The organism is Arthrobacter gandavensis, from assembly GCF_015355785.1.
GTDB lineage: Bacteria > Actinomycetota > Actinomycetes > Actinomycetales > Micrococcaceae > Arthrobacter_B > Arthrobacter_B gandavensis_A.
Window position 1 is genome coordinate 328,558 of record NZ_JADKYW010000003.1, and the last position, 26,444, is coordinate 355,001.

The 26,444-nt window shown below is 66.9% G+C and carries 24 protein-coding genes; 13 read left to right on the top strand and 11 right to left on the bottom strand.

Going from position 1 to position 26,444, the window contains the following annotated elements:
• Positions 1–100: 100 nt before the first annotated feature.
• Positions 101–1,096, bottom strand: a complete 996-nt coding sequence (locus tag ITX31_RS02820) for a stage II sporulation protein M (protein ID WP_194781959.1) — start codon at positions 1,094–1,096, stop codon at positions 101–103.
• A gap of 102 nt (positions 1,097–1,198) precedes the next feature.
• Between ITX31_RS02820 and ITX31_RS02825 the strand changes: the two genes are divergently transcribed.
• A complete protein-coding gene (locus ITX31_RS02825) occupies positions 1,199–2,005 on the top strand; it encodes an RDD family protein (protein ID WP_194781960.1) in 807 nt (268 codons plus the stop codon).
• Positions 2,006–2,082: 77 nt separating this feature from the next.
• Here the strand turns inward: ITX31_RS02825 and ahcY are convergent, their stop codons facing one another.
• The 3 genes from ahcY to ITX31_RS02840 form a co-directional block, all read right to left on the bottom strand.
• Positions 2,083–3,567 carry an adenosylhomocysteinase gene (gene ahcY, locus ITX31_RS02830; protein WP_194781961.1) on the bottom strand — a complete coding sequence of 495 codons (1,485 nt, stop codon included), beginning with the start codon at positions 3,565–3,567 and terminating at the stop codon, positions 2,083–2,085.
• A gap of 13 nt (positions 3,568–3,580) precedes the next feature.
• Positions 3,581–3,775: a Trm112 family protein gene (locus ITX31_RS02835; RefSeq protein WP_194781962.1), complete on the bottom strand. Its 195-nt coding sequence runs from the start codon at positions 3,773–3,775 to the stop codon at positions 3,581–3,583.
• 99 nt (positions 3,776–3,874) lie between these two features.
• Positions 3,875–4,270 carry a DUF3499 domain-containing protein gene (locus tag ITX31_RS02840; RefSeq protein WP_194781963.1) on the bottom strand — a complete coding sequence of 132 codons (396 nt, stop codon included), beginning with the start codon at positions 4,268–4,270 and terminating at the stop codon, positions 3,875–3,877.
• Between the two features lie 110 nt (positions 4,271–4,380).
• On the opposite strand from ITX31_RS02840, the gene ITX31_RS02845 reads away from it, so the two are divergent.
• On the top strand, positions 4,381–4,881 hold the full coding sequence (locus tag ITX31_RS02845; RefSeq protein ID WP_194781964.1) for a metallopeptidase family protein: 501 nt from the start codon (positions 4,381–4,383) through the stop codon (positions 4,879–4,881).
• A gap of 24 nt (positions 4,882–4,905) precedes the next feature.
• On the opposite strand, the gene ITX31_RS02850 is transcribed toward ITX31_RS02845, so the two are convergent.
• The 3 genes from ITX31_RS02850 to ITX31_RS15950 are packed head-to-tail and all read right to left on the bottom strand — an operon-like array spanning position 4,906 to position 10,630.
• Positions 4,906–6,522, bottom strand: coding sequence for a DUF5719 family protein (locus tag ITX31_RS02850; protein WP_194781965.1), 1,617 nt, complete (start codon positions 6,520–6,522; stop codon positions 4,906–4,908).
• Complete coding sequence (locus ITX31_RS02855; protein ID WP_194781966.1) at positions 6,522–10,052, bottom strand: glycosyltransferase; 3,531 nt, start codon at positions 10,050–10,052, stop codon at positions 6,522–6,524. The genes ITX31_RS02850 and ITX31_RS02855 overlap by 1 nt, the downstream gene beginning before the upstream one ends.
• A 29-nt stretch (positions 10,053–10,081) precedes the next feature.
• Positions 10,082–10,630, bottom strand: coding sequence for a WhiB family transcriptional regulator (locus ITX31_RS15950; RefSeq protein WP_267240579.1), 549 nt, complete (start codon positions 10,628–10,630; stop codon positions 10,082–10,084).
• Positions 10,631–10,886: 256 nt separating this feature from the next.
• On the opposite strand from ITX31_RS15950, the gene ITX31_RS02865 reads away from it, so the two are divergent.
• Complete coding sequence (locus ITX31_RS02865) at positions 10,887–11,600, top strand: TIGR03089 family protein (RefSeq protein WP_194781967.1); 714 nt, start codon at positions 10,887–10,889, stop codon at positions 11,598–11,600.
• Here ITX31_RS02865 and ITX31_RS02870 read toward each other — a convergent pair.
• Positions 11,578–12,135 carry a GtrA family protein gene (locus ITX31_RS02870; RefSeq protein ID WP_194781968.1) on the bottom strand — a complete coding sequence of 186 codons (558 nt, stop codon included), beginning with the start codon at positions 12,133–12,135 and terminating at the stop codon, positions 11,578–11,580. The two genes, ITX31_RS02865 and ITX31_RS02870, sit on opposite strands and share 23 nt — an antisense overlap.
• 189 nt (positions 12,136–12,324) lie before the next feature.
• Between ITX31_RS02870 and ITX31_RS02875 the strand changes: the two genes are divergently transcribed.
• From ITX31_RS02875 to manA, 4 genes are all read left to right on the top strand, one after another.
• Complete coding sequence (locus ITX31_RS02875) at positions 12,325–13,497, top strand: 5-(carboxyamino)imidazole ribonucleotide synthase (RefSeq protein WP_194781969.1); 1,173 nt, start codon at positions 12,325–12,327, stop codon at positions 13,495–13,497.
• Positions 13,494–14,021 (top strand): 5-(carboxyamino)imidazole ribonucleotide mutase, encoded by a 528-nt coding sequence (gene purE / locus ITX31_RS02880; protein WP_194781970.1) that lies wholly within the window; start codon positions 13,494–13,496, stop codon positions 14,019–14,021. The genes ITX31_RS02875 and purE overlap by 4 nt, the downstream gene beginning before the upstream one ends.
• Before the next feature lie 9 nt (positions 14,022–14,030).
• On the top strand, positions 14,031–15,659 hold the full coding sequence (locus tag ITX31_RS02885) for an LCP family protein (protein ID WP_194781971.1): 1,629 nt from the start codon (positions 14,031–14,033) through the stop codon (positions 15,657–15,659).
• A 73-nt stretch (positions 15,660–15,732) separates the two neighbouring features.
• A complete protein-coding gene (gene manA, locus ITX31_RS02890; protein ID WP_194781972.1) occupies positions 15,733–17,052 on the top strand; it encodes a mannose-6-phosphate isomerase, class I in 1,320 nt (439 codons plus the stop codon).
• 15 nt (positions 17,053–17,067) lie between these two features.
• Here the strand turns inward: manA and ITX31_RS02895 are convergent, their stop codons facing one another.
• The gene (locus ITX31_RS02895; protein WP_194781973.1) at positions 17,068–18,093 is read right to left on the bottom strand and encodes a lipid II:glycine glycyltransferase FemX; all 1,026 of its coding nucleotides are present in this window, start codon (positions 18,091–18,093) and stop codon (positions 17,068–17,070) included.
• Positions 18,094–18,219: 126 nt separating this feature from the next.
• Between ITX31_RS02895 and ITX31_RS02900 the strand changes: the two genes are divergently transcribed.
• Positions 18,220–19,074, top strand: coding sequence for a TspO/MBR family protein (locus tag ITX31_RS02900; RefSeq protein WP_228528921.1), 855 nt, complete (start codon positions 18,220–18,222; stop codon positions 19,072–19,074).
• A gap of 76 nt (positions 19,075–19,150) precedes the next feature.
• Here the strand turns inward: ITX31_RS02900 and glpX are convergent, their stop codons facing one another.
• On the bottom strand, positions 19,151–20,191 hold the full coding sequence (gene glpX, locus ITX31_RS02905; RefSeq protein ID WP_055240249.1) for a class II fructose-bisphosphatase: 1,041 nt from the start codon (positions 20,189–20,191) through the stop codon (positions 19,151–19,153).
• Positions 20,192–20,389: 198 nt separating this feature from the next.
• On the opposite strand from glpX, the gene ITX31_RS02910 reads away from it, so the two are divergent.
• The 5 genes from ITX31_RS02910 (at position 20,390) to ITX31_RS02930 (ending at position 25,825) form a co-directional block, all read left to right on the top strand.
• Positions 20,390–20,977, top strand: coding sequence for a DUF4245 domain-containing protein (locus tag ITX31_RS02910; RefSeq protein ID WP_323745560.1), 588 nt, complete (start codon positions 20,390–20,392; stop codon positions 20,975–20,977).
• An 83-nt stretch (positions 20,978–21,060) separates the two neighbouring features.
• Positions 21,061–21,729, top strand: a complete 669-nt coding sequence (locus ITX31_RS02915; RefSeq protein ID WP_194781975.1) for a carbonic anhydrase — start codon at positions 21,061–21,063, stop codon at positions 21,727–21,729.
• A gap of 73 nt (positions 21,730–21,802) precedes the next feature.
• Positions 21,803–23,224 carry a class II fumarate hydratase gene (locus ITX31_RS02920; protein ID WP_194781976.1) on the top strand — a complete coding sequence of 474 codons (1,422 nt, stop codon included), beginning with the start codon at positions 21,803–21,805 and terminating at the stop codon, positions 23,222–23,224.
• A 229-nt stretch (positions 23,225–23,453) separates the two neighbouring features.
• The gene (locus tag ITX31_RS02925) at positions 23,454–24,107 is read left to right on the top strand and encodes a TetR/AcrR family transcriptional regulator (RefSeq protein WP_194781977.1); all 654 of its coding nucleotides are present in this window, start codon (positions 23,454–23,456) and stop codon (positions 24,105–24,107) included.
• Entirely contained in the window at positions 24,104–25,825 is a 1,722-nt protein-coding gene (locus ITX31_RS02930; protein WP_194781978.1) for an MDR family MFS transporter, read from the top strand. Before ITX31_RS02925 ends, ITX31_RS02930 begins: the two co-directional genes overlap by 4 nt.
• Before the next feature lie 144 nt (positions 25,826–25,969).
• Here ITX31_RS02930 and ITX31_RS02935 read toward each other — a convergent pair whose 3' ends face one another.
• Positions 25,970–26,440 carry an NUDIX hydrolase gene (locus ITX31_RS02935; protein WP_194781979.1) on the bottom strand — a complete coding sequence of 157 codons (471 nt, stop codon included), beginning with the start codon at positions 26,438–26,440 and terminating at the stop codon, positions 25,970–25,972.
• Positions 26,441–26,444: the final 4 nt, after the last annotated feature.

Here is a 26,444-nt window from a genome sequence, read left to right on the forward strand (position 1 = left end):
GGGTCCGGTGTCGTCCTTCATAGACACTACCGGCCTGCGGTCCCTGAATCGAAGGTACTCCCGGCGAGTCCGGACAGCGTTTCCGCCGGTGCCTGGAACGCTAGGCGGAGCGCACCGCGGCTTCGCCCGCATCGCGTGCCTGCAGGTCACCGCGGAACCCGGCCCGGTACGCACGTCTGCCCAGGATCAGCGTGTAGGCCCAGTAGGCGGCGAGCACCAGGGCGCCGATGGTGATGCGCAGCCAGGACGGCAACCCGCTGGGAGTAACGAATCCTTCCACCAGTCCGGAAATAAACAGGACCACCACGAGCCCCAGGGCCACAGTCATCAGGGACCGCCCCTCCTGGGCCAGTGCGGTGATCCTGGGACGCGGGCCGGGCGCAACCAGCGCCCAGAAAATCTGGAGTCCCGCCGCCGACGCAATGAAGATGGCAGTGAGCTCCATGAATCCGTGGGGCAGGATGTACGTGAAGAAAGTGTCGAGCTCGCCGTAGGACGCCATAGTGCCTGCGGCCGTGCCCACGCCGACGGCGTTTTGGTACAGGATGTAGGGCACCCATATCCCGGTGATGCCGAAAGCGACCGCCTGCAGCGCGATCCAGGCGTTGTTCGTCCAGACCATGCCGGCGAAGGACGCCGCGGGATTCTCTGAGTAGTAGGCGGCGAAGTCCGACTCCACGTAGCGGCGGAGCTCCGCATCCGTTCCGAGTGCGGAAAGGACGCCGGGCGTGTCCACCACCCAGTAGGCGGTCAGCGCTGAAACCAGGACAAAAAGCGCGCCAATGACGGCGGTGAGTATCCGGACGCGGTAGAACGCCGCAGGCAGCGAGTACACGAAGAAACCGGCCAGGTCCTCGAAGAAATTGGAACGGGCGCCGGTGAACCGGGTCCTGGCACGGGAGAGCCGCATTGAAAGCGCCGCTGAGAGCGCACCCTCGGGGGCCACCGAGCGGATGACAGAGAGGTGTGTGGAGGCACGCTGGTACAGCTGCAGCAGTTCGTCCGCTTCGGCCCCGCTGAGGCGGCGGCGGGCAATGAGTTCATCCAGCCGGTTCCAGTCCCGGCTGTGCACGGCGGCGAAGGCATCCAAGTCCACGCCTCCACCCTAGCGGGCGCAGCCGCGCTGGCCCCCATATCCGCCGCGGGGATAGGTAGAGTGGGAACCCTGACGTTGAAAGCGGAAGCAGGGGGCGCTGGCATGAGCACGGTGGTGACGGGTGAAGCCGTGGTCCTGGAGCTGCGTCCGGCCTCTTTCGCGGCGCGGGGACTCAGCGTCCTGATCGACGTCGTCTCGCAGCTGCTCCTGCTCCTCCTGCTGTTTTTCCTGATCGGCAACACTTTGGACGGGGCACTGGACCCTGCGCTGACCCGGGCCCTGCTGCTGGCCTGCGTTGTCCTGGTGATCGTGGTCATCCCCGTTGCGGTTGAAACGCTCACCCGCGGCAAATCGCTGGGCCGCCTGGTCATGGGCCTGCGCATCGTGCGCGACGACGGCGGTGCGGTACGTTTCCGCCAGGCGTTCACGCGGGGAATCCTCGCCGTCCTGGAGATCTACATGCTGGCCGGTTCGCTGGCCTTCGTCACTGCGGTGTTCAACGAGAAATCCAAGCGGCTGGGCGACATGCTCGCGGGAACGTACTCAATGCGGGAACGGGTCAAGGCTCCGCCGCCTGCCACCGTGGCAATGCCGGAAGCACTGGCTCCCTGGGCGCAGCTGGCGGACATTGGCCGGCTGCCGGATCCACTGTCCAGGCGGGTGTCCCGGTTCCTGTCCCAATCGGAGCGGATGGCACCGCCTGCCCGGTCCTCGATGGCAGGCTCCCTGGCCACCGAAGTGTCAGCTTTCGTATCCCCGCCCCCGCCTGCCGGCACTTTTCCGGAGTCCTACCTCCGCGCCGTCGTCGCCCAGCGCCGGGAGCGCGACTTCGCGCGCCTGAGCGCTCAGCATCAGCGAACCGAACAGCTTAGCCGCCGCCTGCACCGCCTCCCGTTCGCGGATCCATAGCCCGCGCAGAAGGGCCCAAGACAAAAGCCGCCCCGCTCCTTGAAGGAGAGGCGCGGCTTTTGTTCCGGCTGTCCGGCTTAGTACCGGTAGTGGTCCGGCTTGTAGGGGCCGGCCACGTCCACTCCGAGGTATTCGGCCTGGGGTTTGGTCAGCTCACTCAGTTCGACGCCAAGGGCGCCCAGGTGCAGGCGCGCAACCTTTTCGTCGAGGATCTTCGGCAGCACATACACCTGGTTGGCGTACTCCGGTGTGCCGTCCTCCCTGTCCTGCCCAAACTTGGTGAACAGCTCGATCTGGGCGATGGTCTGGTTCGCGAAGGAATTGGACATCACGAAGGACGGGTGCCCGGTGGCGTTGCCCAGGTTCAGCAGGCGGCCCTCGGAGAGCACGATGATGCTGCGCTGGTTCCCGGTTCCTTCGTCGAAGATCCATTCGTGGACCTGCGGCTTGATCTCCACCTTGCGGATGCCGGGAACACGGGCCAGGCCTGCCATGTCGATCTCGTTGTCGAAATGGCCCACATTGCCCACGATCGCCTGGTGCTTCATCTGAGCCATGTGGGAGGCCATGATGATGTCCTTGTTCCCGGTGGTGGTGATGAAGATGTCACCCTGGCCCACCACGGATTCAAGGCGTGCCACCTGGTAGCCGTCCATGGCTGCCTGCAGGGCGCAGATCGGGTCGATTTCGGTAACGATCACCCGGGCGCCCTGGCCGCGCAGCGCCTCGGCTGCGCCCTTGCCAACATCACCGTAACCGCAGACGACGGCGACCTTGCCGCCAATCAGGGTGTCCGTGGCGCGGTTTAGTCCATCCGGCAGCGAGTGGCGGATGCCGTACTTGTTGTCGAACTTTGACTTGGTGACCGAATCGTTCACGTTGATCGCGGGGAAGAGCAGCTGGCCGTCAGCGGCCAGCTGGTAGAGCCGGAGCACGCCCGTGGTGGTCTCTTCGGTGACGCCGCGGATGCCCTTGGCAATTTCGGTCCACTTCCACGGCGCTTCGGCCAGCGAACGGCGCAGCGTGTCCAGGATGACCGTGTACTCGTAGGAGTAGTCCGGATCGTCTTCGTCCGGGTTTGACGGAACGGATCCTGCGGCTTCGAACTCAACGCCCTTGTGCAGCAGCAGCGTGGCGTCCCCGCCGTCGTCCAGGATCATGTTCGGGCCGCCTGAGCCTTCGGGCCAGGTGAGGATCTGCTCTGCGGTCCACCAGTATTCCTCGAGGGTCTCGTTCTTCCAGGCGAACACCGGGACACCCTGGGGATCCTCAGGCGTGCCGTTGCCCACCGCGACGGCTGCGGCGGCTTCGTCCTGGGTGGAGAAGATGTTGCAGGAGGCCCACCGGACCTCCGCGCCCAGCGCTGTCAGGGTTTCGATCAGTACAGCGGTCTGCACGGTCATGTGCAGCGAGCCGGCGATCCGGGCTCCCGCCAGGGGCTGGCTGGGGCCGTACTCGCGCCGCAGTGCCATGAGCCCGGGCATTTCGTGTTCAGCCAGGCGAATCTGGTGGCGGCCCGCTTCGGCCAGGGACAGGTCAGCTACTTTGAAGTCGATGCTCACAGGTTCAGGGTCCTCAGTTCTCTGTATCGTCAGCCGGTGCGGCGGATTCCGGCAGCAGCACCGGGATGCCTTCCGCAATGGCATAGCGCAGCGGCCTGCCGTCCGGTCCGGGTGCGGTGGAAACGAGTTCGTTCCCCTCCTGCACAAGGTGTGAGTGGGTCTGCGGGCAGCGCAGGAGATCCAGGAGATCAGCGGTCAGGTTAGCCATGCTGCGGCACTTCCTTGCGAAACGGTTGACTGGTCACGGCCGTGGTTCGTCCCCGGCTGGTTCCCCCAGCCTATAGCGTGCGCAGCCCCTCGGCTCAGCTCAGCTTGGTTCGCTGACTTCTTCGCGCAGTACACGCAGGTGGGAGCGGCGGGAGCCGGGGAGCTCAGCCGGCGGCTCCAGGGCATGCCTGCCGCTGCGGCGCACGGGCTCATCGACGGCAGGAACTTCCTCCGGCTCGCGCACTGCATCCACCAGTGCGGAGAGTTCATCCGGACCGGGCGTACGCGGCAATGCACCAAAGTCCAGCCGGAGGACCTGCCAGCCGCGGGGGGCGGTTAGGCGCTCGGCATGGAGCTCGCACAGGTCATAGCAGTGCGGTTCCGCGTAGGTCGCCAGAGGACCAAGCACCGCGGTGGAATCGGCATACACGTACGTCAAAGTAGCGACGGCGGCCTGCCGGCACGCTGAGCGTGAACAAAGACGTAAGGATCCCACGGTCCCTTACTCTACCCCCAGGCGCCGGTTACCCGGGGCAGCCACGCCGGGTCCCGGCGGCCCCCTGCAGGGTCTCCCCGCCGCGCCGCAGGCGGGCTAGAGTAGGAGCCATGCCTCCAGGATCTTCCCCCAGCATCAACGGCGGATCCGGCGCGGGAGAGCCGGATCCCGCTGCTGCACGCCCGTTCCGCCGCCGGCGCCGGAACAGGCACGGACGGGGCCTGCGCGGGGAGTTGCTGCCGGCGCACCTGGCCGGGTCCCGGACCCGCGCCGAACGCTTCGATGACTGGGTCATGGAGTCCGCCCAGCGGCTGGAAAGGCTGTGGGGCGAAGATATCCAGAGCTACCAGTTTATTGTCCAGGAGATTCCGGACGGACTGGAGGAACTAGTCCGCCGGGGAGGCGCCGTCCCCCTGGCGTCCTCGAGTGCAGGAAAAGGACCGAAGCCCCCGGTGATCACCGTCTACCGCCGCCCCGTGGAGTCTACCGCCCGGGGACTGGTGCCGGTCAACGAGCTGATCCACGACGTCGTGGTGGAACAGCTGGCGTCCCTGAAGGGAATGGATCCCGAATCCATCGATCCAACATACGGCCGCTTTCGGCCGCTCTAGCGGCCCGCCGGTTACGGCCGTGCGTCAGTAGCCAATTCCTACCTGGATGGACTGGCTTCCCGAGGTTCCCTCCGGCAGCGGCAGCACGGATATCCCAGGGCCCTCCCCCGTCACGAGCTGCGCTCCGTAAACTGCCTCGCCGAGTGCGCTGACCAGGACGGCGGCCAGTTCGCCGCTGCCCAGGTCTCCGGGCTTCAGCGACAGTGTCCTGCCGCCGGGAACCTGGATCACCTTTTCCTGCTGCAGGTTGCCATCCGTTCCAACAGCCCGGACCCGCACCTCGGCATCCCCGTCCGGTGCAGTGAGCACCAGGGCGGAGCTGCCGCCGGGAGCCGCCACGGCCAGGTGTTCGCTGCCCAGCCTCGTCTCCGCGGGTGCTATCGCCAGCTCCACCGGCTCTTCGGGCTTGGTGCCGCGGCTGAAGACGGCTGAGGCGGCAACTGCCACGTCTGAAGACAGATCCAGCGAGTAGGTGCCGGCAGGTAGTTCAGTCAGCGGAATCTTTCCAACCGTGCCGGCCGGCACGCTGAAGACACCGCCGCCGGGAATCTCCACCTCACCCCGCTCCCCGAAAACCCGTAGATGCACGGAGGCATCCGACGTGCCCGGGACGGCGACGTTGAGGACCGGCTGAACTGAACCGTAGCCTTCCTGGTCCATGAGTTCGCGGGTCGTATCCGGGGCCTGCAGCGCAACGCCGGTGACGACCTGGCGCGGGGCGGGAGCGGCGGTGGGCTCGATGATCTCCACTCCGCCCGCGGTGAGTCCGCGCAGGATGCTCTGCTCGATGAAGGCACTGACCGGTCCCCCGGAGCTGCGTACCCGCACCGCGGCAGATTCCTCGCCCGATGCCAGTCCGGCAAGGACAATCGAGCGGGTCTGTCCAGGTGCCACGACGATTCCGCGGCTTCCGCCGGCTTCCACCCGTCCCTTTGACCCAATGATCTCAAGGTCCACGGTCGCGGCGGTCGCGGAAGGGTTGTTCAGCTTCAGTACCGCCGTAGCCCCGACCGTGGTCCGGGCACCCAGGAGCCACATGTCATTGGAAGGTGTCTGGCAGTTCGCCGACGCGAGTCCGGCAAGGTCTCCGTCGGTGGCTGTGTAACCCATGACCGCGTTGGCCGTAGCAGGCTGGTCGCCGCTGGGCTCTGCCTCGAAGGCGGTGACTGAGGTGACCTGCTGCTTTGCCAGGACACCCGCCAGCCTGGTTCCGGCCAGCGGGACGTCAGGATTGACCTTCAGGGAAGCCACGGCGTCACCGCTGTTCAGCACGGAGAGCTGGGCCGGCGGCAGTGGGGCGCCTGCTGCTGAAATAACCGCGGTGGTGACGGTCGTTGCCGCAGACTCGGAAACCGGGCTGAACTCAGCATCAGTCGAGTCCACGTTGCCGGCGAGCAGGCGCAGCGGCTCCGGGCACACTCCGGTGAGCACTCCGGCCGGAACACTGGTGGCCGGTGGCTGTACCGCCAACTCGGAACGTGCCGGTGCTGCTAGGGCCGATGCCGTGATGAGGGCGCCCGCGGTTGCCACCAGGACGGTGCCGGATACCGCGGCGTAAGCCGTCCTGCGGCCCGCAGCACGGCGTCCCCGGCTGTCGGCACGCGATGACCCGGTGTCCGTTGACCCGCTCGAACCGGGCATCAGTGCACTCCTTCAGACGAACTCTTGGTAGCTGGCACTCCGCCGTCGGACGCGCGCAGGCGGGCTTGGCCGCTTCCGCGGTTCCGGCCGCCGGAGGCCTTTCCACCGGCCGGATTGCCTCTCCGTGCGCGGCCTGCCCTGCGGTCCCGGACCCGTGCGGGTTCCTTGGCGGGCTCCCGCGGACCGGGTTCGCCGTCCCGGCCTGCCGCGTCGGCGTCGTCCGGTGCGCCCGGGGCCGCTGCCGCTGGACGCACGGGCCCCTGCTTACCGGGCAGCCGGATGACGCCGGAGCGGGACGGGGTTGGAACCGCCAGCAGAACGGTCAGCCCAAACACGATGGCCTGCACAATCGCGGTCCATGGTTCCCAGGGGCTCGAGTACCTGAGGCTGAGCTCCCCGCCTTCTTCCGGCAGGTCGAACGCCTGCGCCCAGCCGTCGGTGGTCGGCTGGAGCGGATTGCCGTTCAGCGTTGCCTGCCAGCCGGTGTCGGCGCGTTCGGCCAGCACCAGGCGCCGGCCCTCCGGACCCGCCGGAATTTGGGCATCTGCCGCGACGCGGTCGGACGGCACCAGGGCCAGCGTCTGGCCCTGGGCATCGACAACGCGGACCCGGGCAGTCTGCCCTGCCAGCGTCTCGGCGCCCTGTTCATCCAGGGCCCCGGTTACACGCCAGAGCCATCCGGAGCCGGTTTGGCCAACGGCGGCCAGGCCCGGCACGGCGTCCAGGCGGTCGGCCAGCAGTTCGGCTGCGGTGTCGGACGCCTGCAGCACCACAAAGCCCACGCCCAGCCGGCTGAGTTCCTCGCGCGGATCCACACCGGTACCGGCCGTCACAGCGGCGACGGCGCTGCGAAGGGCGGCGCTGGCGCCGTCGTCCGCTCCCAGCGTTTCACTGCCCGGCGTGCCTTCGACGGCGCGCGCCGCGTATCCGGCGCTGAGTCCGTCCAGGGTGCTTCCGCCGGAACGCATCAGCGTTGCGGTCACGTCGTCGCCGGGTCCCAGGGACAGCACGAGGGAACGGGTCTGGTCAGCACTGTTCCCGCGGTCCGCCGCCGTTGCGGGCAGCACCCGCGTTCCGGTCTCCCGGAGGACCAGCCGCAAGCCGGGCTGCGCTCCCCCGGCTCCGGCCGCGTTCGCCTCGCCCGCAGCCTGCGGAATTGTCCACGCTGCCAGGCTGGCGGCCGGTCCGGCGCCCAGCAGGATGGCCAGGACGACTACTGCGGCTGCGGCCGGACGGCGGGTTTGGCCGCTTTCGGTCCTGCGTGCTGCCAGCAGGCTGTCCAGTGCGGGCAGCGCGGCGCAGAGCAGGGCAAACACGGCTGCGGACACCAGCGGACCGGGATAAGGAGTCACCAGCCCGGCGGCGGCACTTCCGGTTACCAGATAGGCGGCAGCGCCGGACAGTGCCAGGGCGGCGATCGCCATGATCCAGCCGAGCCTTGCCGGCGCGGCGCGGCCGGGCAGGAAGAGCGCGGCGGCTGACAGGGCTGCCAGCGGGCCGCCCACCACCAGGGCGAGCAGCAGGCCCCACGGCCCCTCGGGCAGGAACCCGAGACCCGCCAGCGTATCGGAGACGCCGAAGGCTTCGGGATAGCCGAGGAGCTGCTGCCACAGAGCCGCCGGCGCGAACGCCAGCGGAACACCGGGGTCTGCAGCAACCGCCCGGAGGTTGCTGGATAGTGATAGGACCACCGGAAGCAGGAGCGCTGCCGGTGCCAGCAGGGACCACCAGAGGGTCCGCGCCCGTGAACGAAGACGCAGCGAGAGCACCAGGACCAGCAGGACGCCGAGGACAAGCAGCAGCGGCGCACTGGCGGTGAGCACGGACAGCAGCAGTCCCGCGGCGGCGGCGGCCGTCCAGCTGGGAACCCCGTGGACGCCCGGTTTGCGTGGAACCGCGGTATCGGCGTCTGCAGCACCGCGCGTATCCGGCGCGGCGGTTCCGGCACCGACGGCACGCGCCATCGCCAGGACCGTTAGCGGCAGCACGATGTGGGCAATGAGGGCGCCAAGCCGGCCTTCTCCAAGCGATGCCTGCAGTGCGGGAACCGACCCCCAGACCATGGCGGCCCAGAAGCGTGCGCCGGGGCGCCGGGTAAGGATTCCGGACGCGACCCAGGCTGCCAGCCCGGACAGCGGCATGGCCAGCAGGACAAGGACAACTACGGCGGCATTGGCGTTACCCAGCCCGGCCGCGCCGAGCAGCCACAGCACGTAGTCGAAGGGGTCTCCGTGGCTGCGGTAACCCGCTCCCACTTCACTCCACCACCCGCTGGCGTTGGCCCAGATGACGCCCAGGGAATCAGATACCGGGAGCAGGGCTCCGCCGGTGAGTGCCGGGGCACCGATCAGCCGGTGCAGGCCGGCCAGGGATGCGCCGGCAAGCAGCAGGACAGCGGCGAGCGCGCCGGCACCGGACCAGGCCCGCCCCCGCGTGGCCAGGGCCGCAAAGTCGTCATGAGCGTCGCCGCTGGGTTCGTAGGCATGGGGGGCCGGCGCGGACCCGGTCTCTTCCATCCGGTACGCGTTTGCCGCGGCCTCGGATTCGTGGACGGAACGCCGGTGCTCGCGCACTTCGCGCGGCGTCGTAACCAGTGCGCGCACGGCGCTTCGGGGACGCCTGCGGGTAGCGGCCGCCTTGCGCCGGGAGCGGTAGAGATCCACCGGCCGCAGCACGGCGGCAATGCTTGAGACCAGTGAACTTGCCGCATAGCCCGGGTCCTTTGCCAGCATCCCCAGGAAGAACCGGCCGAAACCGCCCAGAACGGCTCCCATCGCAAGGAAGGGAACCTGCCAGGCGGGAGCGTGCTTCAGGCGCAGGAAAACCTCTGCCTTGCGGGCTGCACTCGAGGAGGCGGCCGGGTTTGGCCTGCTGCCTGCGTGCCGAATGCGTGCGGAGGGGACAACCACCACACGGTTGCCCGCAAGCCGGTTCCGCCAGCAGAGGTCAATATCGTCGCCTGTACCGGGCAGCGCCGGATCAAATCCGCCGAGGGCCTCCCAGGCATCGCGCCGGATCAGCATTCCTGCGGAGTTTACCGCGAAGATGTCGCTGCGGGAGTCGTACTGGCCCTGGTCCAGTTCGTCGACGTCGATCATGGTCAGGCGTTCAGCCCAGCGGCTGATGGAGACGCCGACGTCGAGGAGCTTGCGGGGGTTCTCCCAATCCACCTGCTTGGCGCCGGCAATGGTTACCGAGGGAGCCAGTTCGACGGCGCGCAGCAACTGCGCCAGCGCGCCGGGATCGGGCGCCGAATCGTCGTGGAGGAGCCACAGCCATTCCTGGGCCGGGTCCCCTGCGTCGGCGCGCCGGCGCAGCTGCTCAAGTCCTGCTTTGACTGCTGCGCCAAAACCGGCCCGGGCGGGGGCACCGATGACGGGACTTCCCACCGGCAGTCCCAGCTGGAGCTGCGACGCCGAGGCATCCGTGGAACCGGCGTCAACGCCTATGCAAAAATCTGCCGGCCGTGTTTGGGCCGCCAGTGCGGAGAGTGTTTCGGGGAGGTACTCGGCACCGTTGTGGGCGACCACAACGGCACATACGCGGACGTGCGAAAGAATTAGACTGCCTGCTTTCGTAGCCGGCGGCGTTCCCGCTCGGAGAGTCCGCCCCAAATGCCGAAGCGCTCATCGTTGGCCAAAGCATATTCAAGGCACTGTGAGCGCACGGTGCAGGCAGCACAGACTTTCTTGGCGTCCCGAGTGGAGCCGCCCTTTTCGGGGAAGAAGGCTTCGGGATCCGTCTGGGCGCACAGCGCGTCAGCCTGCCATCCGAGTTCGCTTTCGTCGGCATAGCCGTCGCCAATTCCGGGCAGCCCAATCCATACCGGCCGCTGCTCGGTCTCTGCCGGAGCGGAGAAGAGGGACACCGGCGGATCCAGGAGATCCTCCCCGCCCTTGACCCCGCCGCCGGCGAGGGCCTCATGCGCGGCCAGGAAAGCGGTGGCCGCATCTTCCAGGCTGGCGCCGGTTCCCTCGCGGTACCGGTTGGCAGCCTCGGGATCAGCGGGGTCGACGTACCAGTCTCCGGGCACGCCGCGTGAGCCGTAACTCGTGGAAGCCTGTGCCTGGATGTCCGGCTGGCCCTGAATCTTCTCTGCTTGCCCCATCGAGTCCTCCCGGTGTAAATGCTCCAGCAGCGGATATCTGGATTCACAGGAGCGACAATCAGCCTGCTGTGAACGCATGTAGTTCATGGTTTGCTGGAACAAATCCGTTCCCTAATTACACGCGTGTAATACGGTCACGTCAAGCTGTTTCGGCATCCTATAGAGTCGGAACCGTCTGACGGCGGCGCGCCACGCCGAGAATTTGCCCCGCGGAGGTCCCGCCGCACGGTCCCGCCCAAACGAAAGCGAACAGCAAATGACGTCAAACCCGGTCCCGCGCATCCTCAACACCCTCAGGACAGAGCAGGCAACCTCGCCCGCCCTGATCTGGTACGGAACGGACTCGGAACGGGTTGAGCTTTCCGGCAGGGTGCTGGACAACTGGGCGGCCAAGACCTCCAATTACCTTGCGGAAGAACTCGATGCCGAGCCCGGGACCACCGTGGAGCTGGACCTGCCCGCCCACTGGAAAACCCTGGTCTGGGCCCTCGGAGCCTGGCAGGCCGGCTGCCCAGTTGCCTTATCGGCTGCAGCGGGTTCGCAGGTAAGGGCAACGGCGGATCATCCTGAACCGCGCAGCGCGGGCGAGGTCGTTGCGGCAGTAGCCCTTCCGGCGCTGGCCATGTCCTGGCCGGGAGCGCTTCCGGCAGGAACCCGCGACTACGCCGCGGAAGTCCGTTCCTTTGCGGATACCTGGACTGGACCGGTTTACGACGACGAGCCCTCCACGGCGCTTGCCGCCGGCACAGCAGCGGAGGTCACCGCGTTCAGCGACCTGACCGGCCTGGATCAGGATGCATCCCGGGCCACGACCATGCTGGCTCCCGCGGAGGCCGGGCTGGCAAGGATCCTCGGCACGGCACTGGCAGTCTGGTCCGCCGGTGGAACACTTGTGCTCACCGGGGCGGGAGTCGAGGCCACCGAACGGATGCTGGCGGCGGAGAAGGTTACTGCTCGGCTTGGGGCCTGAGCGGCTTGGCTGCTTCCGCGGCGGGCTCCTGGGGTGCTGAATGGGCAGGGTCCACGGTGAGTTCCATGGCCCGCTCATCGGCTTCCGCGTCACTGGCTGAGCTGTTGAATACCCAGTACCGGTAGGCGAAGAAGCGCACGACCGTAGCTACACCGATGCCGATGACCCCCGCCATGAACAGGGTGCCGTTGTCTGTGATGCCCATCGGGTACCGGGCGATCCAGGTGAACCCGGTGGAAATGAAAATACCGAGGCCGTTGATGAGGATGAACTGGCCGAACTCGCGGGCAACGTTGGACTGGCGGCGGTGGCGGAACGTCCACCAGCGGTTGGCCACCCAGGAGAAGATGGTGGCGATCGTGGCCCCGGCGAAGCGCGCCTTGGCCGGGCTGCCTTCCATGACCGAGTGCATGAAAATCCAGGTCAGCCCGTTGTCCACCACGAAAGCGACAGCGCCGACGGTCCCGAACTTGGCGACCTCGCGCCAGAAGGCGGATGCCAGGGACCTGAGCCAGGAAATAAATGATCGAATCATGACCCTCCGCGGCCAATCGTGTACGCACGGGGATCCCCGCCGGACGAAGGAACTGCCGCGCTATGGCACGGCAGTAAGAGCCCAGTTTACCCCGCCGAGCGCGGTAAATCGTGGGGACGGCCCCTGAACGCGGTTGTTCGGGCAATGACACACGGCAGGAAGTCCGTGCGGCTTCGGTAACCTGTACACGTGAGATTTCCTATTATCGGCGTTGTCGGCGGCGGCCAGCTGGCCCGGATGATGGCCCCGGCGGCCACCGAGCTCGGGTTTGAGCTGCACGTCCTGGCAGAAGGCCCTGATGTATCCGCCGTTCCCGCCGTGGCAAACGCCGTCGTCGGCGACTACACCGACTATGAGACGCTGCTGTCCTTTGCCCGCGGCGTTGACGTCCTGACGTTCGACCACGAGCACGTGCCCGGAGACCACCTGCGGGCCCTGGCCGGGGAGGGCGTCAACGTCCAGCCCGGACCCGATGCCCTGGTGCATGCCCAGGACAAGCTGGTGATGCGCGCAGCCGTTGACCGCCTTGGCCTGCCGAATCCCGCCTGGGCCGCCGTCTCTTCGGTTGCCGGCCTCATCGATTTTGGCAAGGCAACCGGTTGGCCGGTGGTCCTGAAGACTCCCCGCGGAGGCTACGACGGCAAGGGTGTGCGGATTATTGACGACGCCGCTGCGGCCGAGGCGGCCGCCGATTGGTTCACCGGCACCGCACTGCTTGCCGAGGAAAAGGTCCCTTTCACCCGCGAACTCTCGGCACTGGTGGCCAGGACGCCGGACGGCGAATCCGCCGCCTGGCCCGTAGTCCACTCCATCCAGGTCAACGGTGTCTGTGACGAGGTGATTGCGCCGGCCCAGGACCTCTCTCCGGAAACGGCCGCGGCGGCGTCCGAGGCAGCCCTGCACATTGCCGCCGAGCTCGGAGTCACCGGTGTCATGGCAGCGGAGCTCTTCGAAACGCCCGGGCGCGGACCGGGCTTCCTGATCAACGAACTGGCCATGCGGCCGCATAATTCAGGGCACTGGACCATGGACGGCTCCGTCACCGGCCAGTTCGAACAGCATCTGCGTGCCGTGCTGGGGCTGCCGCTGGGCAGCACCGCGCTCCTGGGCGGCGTGTCCGTGATGAAGAATTTCCTCGGCGCCCGGAATCCGGACCTGTACCTTGGTACCCGGCTGGCTCTGGCAGCCGAGCCCGCTGCCAAGGTCCATAATTACGGCAAGGCGGTGCGTCCCGGACGCAAGGTTGGCCACGTCAACGTTGTCGGAGCATCCGCCGCGGATCTGCCGGCCGTCCGGCGCAGCGCTGAGAGGGCCGCCGCGATTATCCGCGACGGCCGCGAACCGAATGAGGAGAAGGCATGAGCACCGCCAACAAGCCGCTGGTCGGCCTGGTCATGGGGTCGGATTCGGACTGGCCTGTCATGGACGCAGCCGCGGCTGCCCTGGCCGAGTTCGGAATCCCCTACGAAGCCGACGTCGTCTCTGCCCACCGCATGCCCGCGGAAATGATCGCCTACGGCCAGGAAGCCCACCGGCGCGGACTTCGCGTCATCATTGCCGGCGCCGGCGGCGCGGCCCACCTCCCGGGAATGCTCGCCTCCGTCACTCCGCTGCCCGTCATTGGCGTCCCCGTTCCGCTTAAGTACCTTGACGGCATGGATTCCCTCCTCTCCATCGTCCAAATGCCCGCTGGTGTCCCGGTGGCAACGGTGTCCATCGGCGGCGCCCGCAATGCCGGCCTGCTGGCCGTGCGGATGCTGGCCGCCGGCACTGACCCGCTCGCCGCCAGCCTGCAGGAAAAGCTGATCGACTTTGCCGGCGGGCTGCGCCAGACTGCCATGGCCAAGGGCGCGCGCCTTCGCACTTCCGTTTCGGAAAGCGCCTAGGGCAGGCGCATGGCCAGCACAGTGCCAGGTCCATCCGGAGCCGTCTACACTGACCCGGTCCGTTACCCCCAGTCGGCGTCGCCGCACCTGCGCAGTAAACGGGCTTTCCTGCTCCTGTTCCTGACCCTCGTGCTGCCCGGCTCGGCCCAGATTGTTGCGGGAGACCGCAGGCTGGGCCGCACGGCCCTCCGCGTCACTTTCCTGGTGTGGGCAGCGCTGATCGCGGTCGCCGTGGTGGCGGTCACCAACCGGGTCCTGCTGGTGAGCATCTTCACCAACAGCTGGGCCTCGTTCCTGATCATGGCGCTGCTGGCCGGGCTGGCCGTGGGCTGGGCCCTGTTGTTCCTCAACACCTTCCGCATCATCCGCCCGCCGCTGCTGCAGCGGAACATGCGCCCCGCCGTCGCCGGTGCCATGGCCCTGCTCATGGTGCTTACGAGCGGCTCGCTGGCATACGGCGCCTGGCTGCTCAATGTCAGCCGGCAGACCTTTGACAATATCTTCGCGTCCGGGCCTGCCTTTGACCCGGTGGACGGACGCTACAACTTCCTGCTCCTGGGCGGCGACGCCGGTGCTGACCGCACGGGCCTGCGGCCTGACAGCATGTCCGTGTTCAGCGTCGATGCGGACACCGGCCAAATCGTGACGTTCAGCCTTCCCCGCAACTTCCAGAACACCCGGTTCACTGCAGGCTCCCCGCTCTGGCAGGTATTCCCCGAAGGCTACAACTGCGGCGACGAGTGCATCCTGAACAGTCTCTACCCCGTGGTCACCGAGCAGTATCCGGACCTCTATCCGGAGTCCGAAGACCCCGGGGCCGAGGCAATGATGGATGCGGCCGGCGGCATCCTGGGCCTCGAGATCCAGTCCTACGTCATCGTGGACATGGAAGGCTTCTCCAGCCTGATCGATGCCATGGGAGGGGTGAAGATCGACGTCGGAGGCTGGGTTCCCATCACCGCCGGAGAGATCCCCGGCACCAACCGCCATTACCCGCCGGACGGCTGGATCGCGCCCGGAGTCCAGACGATGGACGGTTACACCGCCCTCTGGTACGCCCGTTCACGCGAATTCGTGACCGACTTCCACCGCATTGCGCGCCAGCAGTGCGTCCAGCAGGCAATGGTTGCCCAGCTTGATCCGGCGACCCTGCTGACCCGCTTCCAGGCGATTGCCTCCGCCGGTGAAGAGGTGGTCCACACGGACATTCCGCAGGATCAGCTGGGCAGCTTCGTGGACCTTGCCCTGAAATCCAAGGACCACGAGGTCCAGCGGATGACCATCGGCCCGCCGGACTTCGGCACGGCAGCGGACAACTTTGCAACCTATCCGGACTTCGACCTCATCCACTCCCGGGTGCAGGAGAAGCTGGCCAAGTCCGCTGCTGCCGCGGAAGGGACCGCAGAGGAGCCGGCCCCGGAACCGGTGGAAGACGGCGCGATCGGCTCGTCGGATCCTGCCGAGCCTGAGGCCCCGGCGGAGGCACCGACGGCCCCGGCACCGGAGGAACCCCCCGTTCCCGCCGAAACCGCCGGACCGGAAATCACCGAAGATTACCTCCAGGAACTGGCGCGCATTGGGGACACCGATACGCTGGCCATGCTGCTGGACAACAACGGGGCCTGCAGCGTCGGCTGACCCCGCCGGTTCCTCATCCCCGCCGCGTACCGGTTCATCCGGACCGCGTCCACCACACACCGAAGAGAGAGACATGTATCTGCTTTCAGGCACCCTCCGCCCCTACGCCTGGGGTTCCCTGACGGCCATGGCTGAGCTCTTCGGCCGTGACCCGAGCGGAGAACCCGAAGCCGAACTCTGGTTCGGCGCCCATCCCGGCGCGCCTTCGCCGGTAGTGGGCCAGGAACCTGAGACCCTGGACGAGCTCATTGCCGGAGACCCGGAGCAGCTCCTGGGCAGGGAGACCGTTGCCGTGCACGGTCCGGCCCTGCCGTTCCTTGCGAAGGTGCTTGCTGCCGGATCACCGCTTTCGCTCCAGGTCCATCCCACCCGGGAACAGGCGCAGGCGGGCTTCGCGGCCGAGGAAGCCGCCGGGGTTGACCGCGCAGCGGCAGACCGGAACTACAAGGACGCCAACCACAAACCGGAGATGATCTTCGCGCTGACGGATTTCGAGGCGCTCTGCGGCTTCCGCCCTCCGGAGGACGCCGGCGCTCTGTTCCGCGCCGTCTCCCGGCTGGTCGAGGCAACCGGCAGCCCCGCACCCGAACTGCTGGCCCAGACCGCGCTGGACCTTGAGTCCGGGCGCCCGGAAACCGAACGGCTTGAAAGCGTCTTCCGCCGCCTCATCACCGGAGGCGAGGAAGTCCGCGAGGCTGTAGCCGCCGCGGCCGGTGCCGTCCGGTCCCTGGATGCCGCCGAACGGGCCGAACTCGATCCCGCCGTCGCTGAACTTGGGTCACTGGACGGCTACTACCCCGGAGATCCGGGCGTACTGATATCCCTGCTGCTGAACCGCGTCTCGCTCTCCCCCGGCGAGGCAATCTATCTCCCGGCGGGGAACGTCCACGCGTATCTGCAGGGTCTTGGGGTGGAGGTCATGGCATCCTCGGACAACGTGCTCCGCGGTGGTCTGACGCCCAAGCATGTAGACCTGCAGGAACTGCTGAAGACCATCGATTTCCAGGCCCTGGGCATTCCCCGCGTCGAGGCGGAACTCACCGGGCTGGGCCAGGAACTCTACCGCCCGCCGTTCTCCGAGTTCTCCCTGCAGCGGCTTGAACTCGCGCAGGGCGCAGGTGAGGGAAGCATGTCCGCGGCGGACGTGCCGCTGCTTCAGAACGGTCCAACGCTGGTGATTGCGCTGCGCGGATCCCTGGTCCTGGATTCGCCCAGGCAGGACCTGATCCTGAATCCGGGAGACTGCGCATTCATCGGCGCTGACGAGGCACCGGTGATCGCCAAGCTCGCCTCGCACTCAGCGCAGCACGACGACGGCGCGCTGGCCTTCGCCGTGACGGCCGGGTCCGCAGTACCTGCCGCAGACCCGAACGCTCCCACCCTGCGCATCTAGCCGCGGACCGCCGGCCTAACGGCCCAGGCGGCTCCGGATCGCACCGAGGCCGCCGCGGACCTTCCGCAGCGCCGTCTTGGCCAGCGGCAGGGCGCCGGTGAAGACCGGGTAGAGCGGGGACAGCGGCTTGTCCCAGGTGCCGGCCAGCATGTTCTCATGCTGCGCCCAGCCCATCTTGAACTTTGAAACTCCGTCGTTCAGCAGGCCGTTGAAGTCGTAGCGGGTGATGCCGCGGGCCTTCATCTCCCGGATAGCCAGCCACTTGAGGGCGTAGTTGGCGCGCAGTCGTTCACCCTCTTCGCTCATCCCGCCGTAGAGTTCGAACGCGGTGGAACCGCTGGCGGACAGCCACAGGAAGGCGACCACGTCGCTGCCCTTGAACGCGGCATAAACCGGCGAATCGTCCCCTAGGTTGTCGAAGATATCGAAGTAGTAGGCGTCTTCGTGGATGCCGAAGCCTGCGCGTTCGGCCGTCTGCTTGTAGACTTCCAGGCACTGCTGGACTTCTTCGCGCTTCACCGCGCGGTAGTCCAGCTCTTCCCGCCCGGATTTGCGGATGTACTGCCGGTGCTTCTTGCTCATGGCCGCCAGCAGGTCCGCTTCGTCCTGCTCCAGGTCCAGGATCAGGGTGCGCGGAATCAGGATGGTGTTGGTGCTGGCACGGAACCCGGCACCGGGCAGCGTTCCTGCCGCCGGTGAGTCCGCGTCCCAGTCCGGTTCGATGGTCAGTGCCACGGCGTGGTGTTTCGCCCCGGCGTAGCCGGCGACGGCGGCGAGGAGCTCAGCTTCCCGGCCCGGCACACCCTGCGGACCGCGGGGAATGTAGGCGAGGGAGCGGAAGGGGAACGGCAGCCTGCGCAGCAGCAGCTGGGCCGTGCCCACAACAACTGTCCCGTCCGAAAGCAGGAGCCGCTCGGCCTGCCAGCCATGCTCGGCCTTGGTCTTTCCCCAGCCCCACAACTGCTGCGGGTGTCCGTTGAACTGGTTGACGAGATTGTTCCAGCGGGACGGATCGGTGCAGGGAGTAACGCTCAATGTCATGCCAACCAGCCTACTTTGCTGCCGGCACCGGCTTCGAACGCACGGTTGTTACGGAGAGTTATGGAGCTGAAACCGTGCCCGGTGTAAATCCCCGGAAACCATAAGCATGCTTTGTTAGGCTCGAATATGGCTACTTCGACTCCCAGAACATCCAGTCACTCCGAACCGGCAGGTGCGGCAGGCAAGGGATCGCAAGGCTACGCGGGCAGGGACCTGGCCCGGCAGCTTACGGTCACTGTGTCCTTCATCATCTGCATCGTCGGGTCAGTCATCGGCGTCGGTGTCTTCGGCGGCACCCCCATCGCCGAAGCCGCGGGCGGGGCCCTCAGCGCGGACGCCACCTACCTTGCCCCGGCAAGCCCGGCTTTCTCCATCTGGTCTGTCATCTACACAGGCCTTGGCGCGTATACCATCTACCAGTGGCTGCCCTCACAGCGCGCCTCCGAGCGGCAGCGCCGGCTCGGCTGGCTGGTGTCCGCTTCACTGATCCTGAACGCCGCCTGGATCCTCAGCGTGCAGGCCGGCTCCGTTCCGCTCTCCGTCCTCGTCATCGCGGCTCTGCTGGTGGTGCTGGCACTGATCTTCGCCCGCTACGCCCGCACCCGGCCGGGCAGCCTGCTCGGCGCCGTCGTCGTGGACGGAACGATGGGCCTCTACCTCGGCTGGGTCTGCGTGGCCATCTGCGCCAATATTGCCTCGGCACTGACCGCCGGCGAATTTGACGGCTTTGGCCTGGACCCCATGGTGTGGGCGGGCATCGTGCTGGCTGCTGCTGCCGCCGTCGGCGTTGGCCTCGCCTGGTACGGCCGGGGGCGCCTGGCTCCCGCCGCTGCACTGGCCTGGGGGCTCTCGTGGATTGCGGTCTCCCGGGTGAACGGAGAACTGCTCTCAACGCCAACCGCGGTTATGGCCGCTGCTGCCGCCGCCGTCGTCGTGATGGCGACGGTTGGCGTCCGGGTGGCGGAGATCCGCCGCAGCTAAGCCGCTGGCGATGCCCCCGCGGCAAAGGGGAGGGCCCGGACATTGTCCGGGCCCTCCCCTTGCGGCTTGCGCGCGCTTAGCGCAGGCGGGCGTAAGACTCCCACTTGTGTGACTGGTGCTCGCCGTCAACCATGCGGATGGTTCCGGACTTTGAACGCATCACGATTGACTGCGTGAGGACGCGGTCCTTCTTGTAGCGGACACCGCGCACCAGGTCCCCGTCGGTGATGCCCGTGGCGGCGAAGTAGCAGTTGTCGCTGGTAACCAGGTCATTGGTGGAGAGCACCCGGTCCAGGTCATGGCCGGCGTCGATCGCCTTCTGCTTTTCCTCGTCCGAGGTCGGCCACAGCCGGCCCTGGATGACACCGCCGAGGGTCTTCACGGCACAGGCGGTGATGATGCCTTCCGGGGTGCCGCCAATGCCCATCAGAGCATCGACGTCGGTGCCCTCGCGCGCCGCCGCAATGCCGCCGGCGACGTCGCCGTCCATCAGCATGCGGGTGCGCGCTCCGGCGTCGCGGATTTCCTGGACCAGCGGCTTGTGCCGGTCCCGCTCAAGGATCATGACGTTGAGCTGGTTGATCTTCTTGCCCTTGGCCTTGGCGATCAGGTGCAGGTTCTGCTTGACCGGCAGGCGCAGGTCCACCATGTCCGCGGCTTCGGGACCGGTGACCAGCTTTTCCATGTAGAAGACGGCGGACGGATCGAACATGGTTCCGCGCTCGGCCACTGCAAGCACGGCCAGGGCGTTGTTGATGCCCAGGGCGGTCAGCCGGGTGCCGTCGATCGGGTCCACGGCGACGTCGCAGAGCGCGCCGGTGCCGTCTCCCACATGCTCACCGTTGTAGAGCATGGGAGCTTCGTCCTTTTCGCCCTCACCGATCACCACGACGCCGTTGAAGTGGACGGTGGAGATCAGGGAGCGCATCGCGTCAACGGCAGCGCCGTCGGCAGCGTTCTTGTCGCCGAACCCGACCCAGTGGCCGCCGGCGATGGCGGCTGCTTCCGTGACACGGACCAGTTCGAGCGCGAGGTTCCTGTCCGGCTCGTCGTCGCCGACTGCCAGCGCGGGTGAAAGAGTTGAGTACTGGGCACCTTGGGACACGTCTAACCTCATCTTTGAAATTCGGGCCGCACTGTCCGGAAACTGTCCCCAACGGCGGGCCCGCCTGCTGTTCCTTGCTCCGATCATAGTCGCCAAGTGGTCCGCGCCACCGCCGGCGCCCGGCATTTAACGCCGCCGGAGCACCGGACGGCACCCGCTGCTGCCGGACAGGAATAGGACTTGCCGCCCCGAATAGGCGATCATGGAGGTGTGAGTGAGCAGCAGCAGCCCGAAGAGCACGTTACCCCCACCCTGACCGCCAAGCAGGCCAAGCGGGCCAACGCAACGGTCATTGGAATGCTTATCGCCACCGGAATCACGCTGGCGATCGTGCTGGTTCCGGTACTGCTGAATCCGTACCAGAAGCCGCAGCCGCGCAATGTCGATGTTCAGGCGATCGCCGCCGAAGCCGCGGCCGACGCCGGCTACGATCCCCTGGCACCGGACCTGCCCGAAGGCTGGACGTCCAACTACGCACGCTGGGACTCCGGCGTTAACTCAGGCGTACCGGCCTGGGAAGTGGGATATCTCACCCCGGACACCGAGTTCATCCGCCTCACCCAGACCAATTCCGGCAACCCCACCTGGGTTTCCCAGACCACCCGGGACTCCCTGGTTGCCGGTGAACGAAACGCCGGCGGCGCCACCTGGCAGCTGCGGGACAGCGCCAACGGCGAAGCGCACCTTGTCACCGAAGTGGACGGAATGACCGTGGTGCTCAGCTCCGAAGGAGACCTGTCCTCCGTGGACGTCCTCGCCGAAGCGGTGCTTGCGGACCTGGCAGCTTCCGGCCAGTAGTACCTCGGCACCCGCGCTGCCCGGGCGTGCGACTTCCAGCGGTAACAGACCAGCGAACCCGCTCCGAAGCGCCGTATTCTTGTATGGTGACCGAATTAAACAGCCCCCTTACTGCTCCCACCACTCCGGCCCAGGCCTGGCAGCGCCTGCGCGAAGGCAATGAGCGTTTTGTTGCCGGCACCTCCCGCCATCCGAACCAGGATGCGCCGCGGCGCAGCTCCCTCGTCAACGAGCAGAATCCCTTCGCGGTGATCTTCGGCTGCTCGGACTCACGGCTTGCCGCCGAAATCATCTTCGACCTGGGACTGGGCGATGTTTTTGTTGTCCGCACTGCCGGCCAGGTCACCGACGACGCCGTCCTCGGCTCGCTTGAATACAGCGTGGGCGTGCTGGGCGTCCCGCTGATCGTCATCCTGGGCCATGACAGCTGCGGCGCCGTCACCGCTGCCAAGCACACCGTAGACACCGGATCCATGCCTGCAGGCTACGTCCGGAACCTGGTTGAACGCATCACCCCCTCTGTCCTGGCCGCGCGCCGCAATGGCCTGGAGGACGTCAATGACATGGTCGTGGAGCACACCCGGCAGACCGCTGAGCGGCTGGTGGAGAGCTCCCGCCTGATTTCCGACGCCGTAGCCTCCGGGGAGACCGCCGTCGTCGGCCTTTCCTATCGGCTGGCCGAGGGCCGGGCGGACCTGGTGTCCAGCATCGGCCGGCTGGATCCGGAGACCACAGGCCTCACTGCGGGGTAGCGGACCGGGAAACGCTGCCCCATTCCGACACGCGTTTTCAGCGCCGGCGGGCGCGCCGACTAGGCTGGTAGCCATGACTTCCAACTCCGCTGAATACCGCATTGAACATGACACGATGGGTGAGGTCCGCGTCCCGGTAAACGCCCTTTACCGCGCCCAGACCCAGCGCGCCGTGGAGAACTTCCCGATCTCCGGCAAGCCGCTGGATGAGGCGCATATCGAGGCACTGGCCCGCATCAAGAAGGCTGCCGCCACCGCCAACGCTGAACTGGGAGTGCTCGACGACGAGCGCGCCAAGGCGATTGCCGCTGCGGCTGACGAAGTGGCCGCGGGCCAGCACTACGGCCAGTTCCCGATCGACGTGTTCCAGACCGGCTCCGGCACGTCGTCGAACATGAACACCAACGAGGTCCTGGCTGAAATCGCCACCCGCGCCCTGAAGGCCGCAGGCAGCGAGACCACCGTTCACCCGAACGACCACGTGAACGCCTCGCAGTCCTCCAACGACGTCTTCCCGACCTCCGTCCACGTTGCCGCCACCTCCGCCCTGATCAACAACCTGGTCCCGGCGCTGGAACACCTGGCCGTTTCGCTGGAGCGCAAGGCCGAGGAGTTCAAGGACGTCGTCAAATCCGGCCGCACGCACCTCATGGATGCCACCCCGGTGACCCTGGGCCAGGAATTCGGCGGTTACGCCGCGCAGGTCCGCTACGGCATCGAACGCGTCCAGGCATCCCTGCCCCGCGTAGCCGAGGTTCCGCTGGGCGGCACCGCCGTCGGAACCGGCATCAACACCCCGGCCGGCTTCCCGCAGCGCGTGATCGAGCTGCTCGCCGCGGACACCGGCCTGCCGCTGACCGAAGCGCGGGACCACTTTGAATCCCAGGCCAACCGCGACGCGCTCGTGGAGGTCTCCGGCATGCTGCGCACCATCGCAGTGTCCTTCTCCAAGATCGCCAATGACCTGCGCTGGATGGGCTCCGGCCCCAACACCGGCCTGGGCGAGATCGCCATCCCCGACCTGCAGCCGGGCTCCTCGATCATGCCGGGCAAGGTCAACCCGGTGATCTCCGAGGCCGTCCTGCAGGTTGCCGCCCAGGTTGTGGGCAACGACGCCGCCATCGCCTGGGCGGGCACCTTCGGTTACTTCGAACTGAACGTCGGCATTCCCGTCATCGCTTCGAACCTGCTGGAATCCATCCGACTGCTGGCCAACTCCTCCGTCATCATGGCGGACAAGATGATCGACGGCATCGAAGCCAACGTGGAGCGCGCGCGCTACCTCGCCGAGGCCTCCCCCTCGATCGTCACGCCGCTGAACAAGTACATCGGATACGAGAACGCCGCCAAGATCGCCAAGTTCGCGGTCAAGGAAGGCAAGACCATCCGCCAGGCCGTCACCGAGCTCGGCTTCGTCGAACGCGGCGAGGTCACCGAGGAGCAGCTCGATGCTGCCCTGGACGTCCTCTCCATGACCAAGCCTCCGCAGGCCTAGTTTTCCGCTGCATTCAGGGGGCTGCCCGGCGGGGTGGCCCCCTTTTGCATGCCCGGGACATCTCCGGTGACATCGAGGCCGCCGTTCCCGGATGCCGTGATGTGTGGACACATCTGAGGTCACACTTATGAACGGGAGTAACGATCAGTGGGAACGCCGGTTCCAGCGGACCCCGCCGGCAACCCGGACTGTTTTGCACTTCCATCCTAATCGTGCAAAAGTTTACTTTGTGACAAATAGTGCAGGTTTAGACGGCGGGCTCCGGGAGCGCAAGAGGGCGGCAACCCACAGCGCCATCACCAGCGCAGCGCGTGCCCTCACCGCCGAACACGGCCTGGCCGGGTTCACGGTGGAGGAGCTCTGCGAGCAGGTGGGCATTTCACGGCGCACCTTCTTCAACTATTTCCCGGCAAAGGAAGATGCCGTCCTTGGGGCCCCCGCCGCCCTGCCCGAAGAACTCACCGAACCGTTCATCGCGGCTGGTTCAGCCGGGCCGGAGCTTTCACCAACGCTGCTCAGGGACCTGGTGGACCTCGCCGTGGCCCATATGGAGTCGATGGCCGTTTCCCGCGCAGAGCTCGACCAGTTCAAGGATGCCCTGAACACCGAACCCCGGCTGGTCTTCAAGCTGATGCAGGGAAACCGTGAAGCAGACGAACGCCTGTGCCGCCTCATCGCCCGGCGGGAACACCGTGATCCCGCAGACCCGCAGGTCGCCGCCGTCGCCACGGTCTTCTCGGCCCTGCTTCAGCGGGCCGTCCCCGAGTTCTTCGATCCCGGCAACTCCCGCAGCTACCGCGCGGTCCTGACCTCCGCCGTCGAACCGGCCCGGGCCGCCTTATCCTCCTTCCCTCCCCTCACTGCCAGCAAGGACCCTTCATGACCACCACCGCCGCGCGATCCACAGGACCGCTGCTGCTGACCCAGAAACGGATCTGGATCATCTTCTCCGCCCTCATTGCGGGCATGCTCCTTTCCTCCCTGGACCAGACGATTGTCTCCACCGCCATGCCCACGATCGTCGGTGAGCTTGGCGGCGTCGAACACCAGACCTGGATTACCACCGCCTACCTGCTGGCAACCACGATCGTGATGCCGATCTACGGCAAGTTCGGCGACGTCCTGGGCCGGCGGAACCTGTTCCTCTTCGCCATTGCGCTGTTCACCTTGGCGTCCGTGGGCGCTGCTTTCGCCACGGACTTCTGGATGTTCGTCCTGTTCCGGGCGATCCAGGGCCTGGGCGGCGGCGGCCTGATGATCCTGTCCCAGGCGATCATCGCGGACATTGTTCCGGCTAACGAACGCGGCAAGTACATGGGCCCGCTGGGCGGCATATTCGGCCTCTCCGCAGTTGCCGGTCCCCTGCTGGGCGGTTTCTTCGTTGACCACATGACCTGGCAGTGGGCCTTCTACATCAACATCCCCATCGGCATCGCGGCCTTCCTGATTGCGTTCTTCACCCTCACCCTGCCCAGCAAGAAGGCGCAGAAGCGGATCGACCTTCCCGGCGTCGTCCTGCTGTCCATCGCCACCGCCTGCCTCATCTTCTTCACCGACTTTGGCGGCGACGCGGACCGCGGCTGGACCGATCCGCTGACACTCGCCTTCGGAGCGGGCCTGCTGGCTGCAGCCTTTGCCTTCGTGATGGCCGAACGCCGGGCCGAGGATCCGATCATTCCGCTGAGCCTGTTCAGGAACCCGATCTTCGTGAACAGCACCGCTATCGGCTTCACCCTGGGGATGGGCATGTTCGCCGCGCTGGCTTTCGTCCCAACCTTCCTGCAGATGTCCACCGGGACCTCCGCCGCAGCATCCGGCCTGCTCATGCTGCCGATGATGGTGGGCATGATGGGCACCTCGATCTGGTCCGGCCTGGCCATCACCAAGACCGGCAGGTACAAGAAGTACCCCATTTCCGGCGCCATCCTGGTCCTGGGTGCACTGCTGTGGATGACAATGCTCACCGCCGAAACACCGGTCTGGGTGATCTGCACCCAGCTGTTCGTTTTCGGTGCGGGCCTGGGCCTGATCATGCAGGTAGTGGTGCTGGTGGTGCAGAACTCCGTGCCGGTGGACCAGATCGGTACGGCAACGTCCTCGAACAACTACTTCCGTGAGGTCGGCGCCTCCCTGGGCGTGGCCATCTTCGGTGCCATGTTCACCACCCGCCTCTCGGAGAACCTGATGGGCGTCTTCGAAGGTGCAGGGTTCGACGCCGCTGCCGCCGGCGAGGCGACTGCCACCCTTCAGCCGGCTGCCATGGCCGCCCTGCCGGAGCCCACTAGGGACGGAATAGTCAACGCCTACGCCGAATCCTTGGCACCGGTCTTCTGGTACCTTGTTCCCTTCCTGGCCCTGGCCCTCATTCTCGCCTTCTTCCTGAAGGAGATTCCGCTCTCCGACGTGGCAGGCATGGTCGCACGCGGTGAAGCCGTGGGCGGAGCAGAGGCGGACCGCCTCGAGGCCGAGCGGCTTGCCGGCACGTCAGGCGGGGTTTCTGCTGCAGCCGGCGCATCAGGCGCATCCCCAGCAGATGCCGCTTCCCCGACGCAGGACACTGCGGCGGACAGGGCCTCGGCATCGAAACCTGACCAGCGCTGACCGCTGCTTCATGAGAAAGGCCCCGGGCATCATCCCGGGGCCTTTTCCTTGCACTGCTTCTTTGCTCTGCTTCTGTGCACTGCGTCTTCCGCGGCCTTCAGCTCGGCCGTCTTGTGTCCGTCGAGCTTTTGCGAAGCGAGTGTCCTAGACCTCGAAGACGGGTACTCCGGTGGAGTTGCGCGCCAGCTCCACGAGCATCCGGTGCCGGGGATTGAGGTCCGGCAGTCCGTCGACGGCGAACCAGCCCACCTCGGTGGACTCGTCGTCGTTCACCCGGGCATGGCCGGCCACCCAGGCGCACCGGAACACCAGGTTCAGGAACTGGCAGCGGTCCTGGTTGGGGAACATGATCGGGTCCGTGGTGCCCACATGGATGAGGTGTTCGAGCCGCGCCTGCACGCCGGTCTCTTCCTCCACTTCCCGGAGCAGTCCGGGGCCCGGCTCTTCGCCGGGTTCAAGGATGCCCGTAATAAGTGTCCAGCGGCCGTTGTCCGCCCGCCGGCACAGGAGCACCTCTCCTGCCGGATTGAAGACGACGGCAGCAACCCCGGGAAGCCACAGGAGATCGTGGCCCACTTTCTGGCGCAGGGAATGGATGAAGTCCGGTGTGGGCATGGTT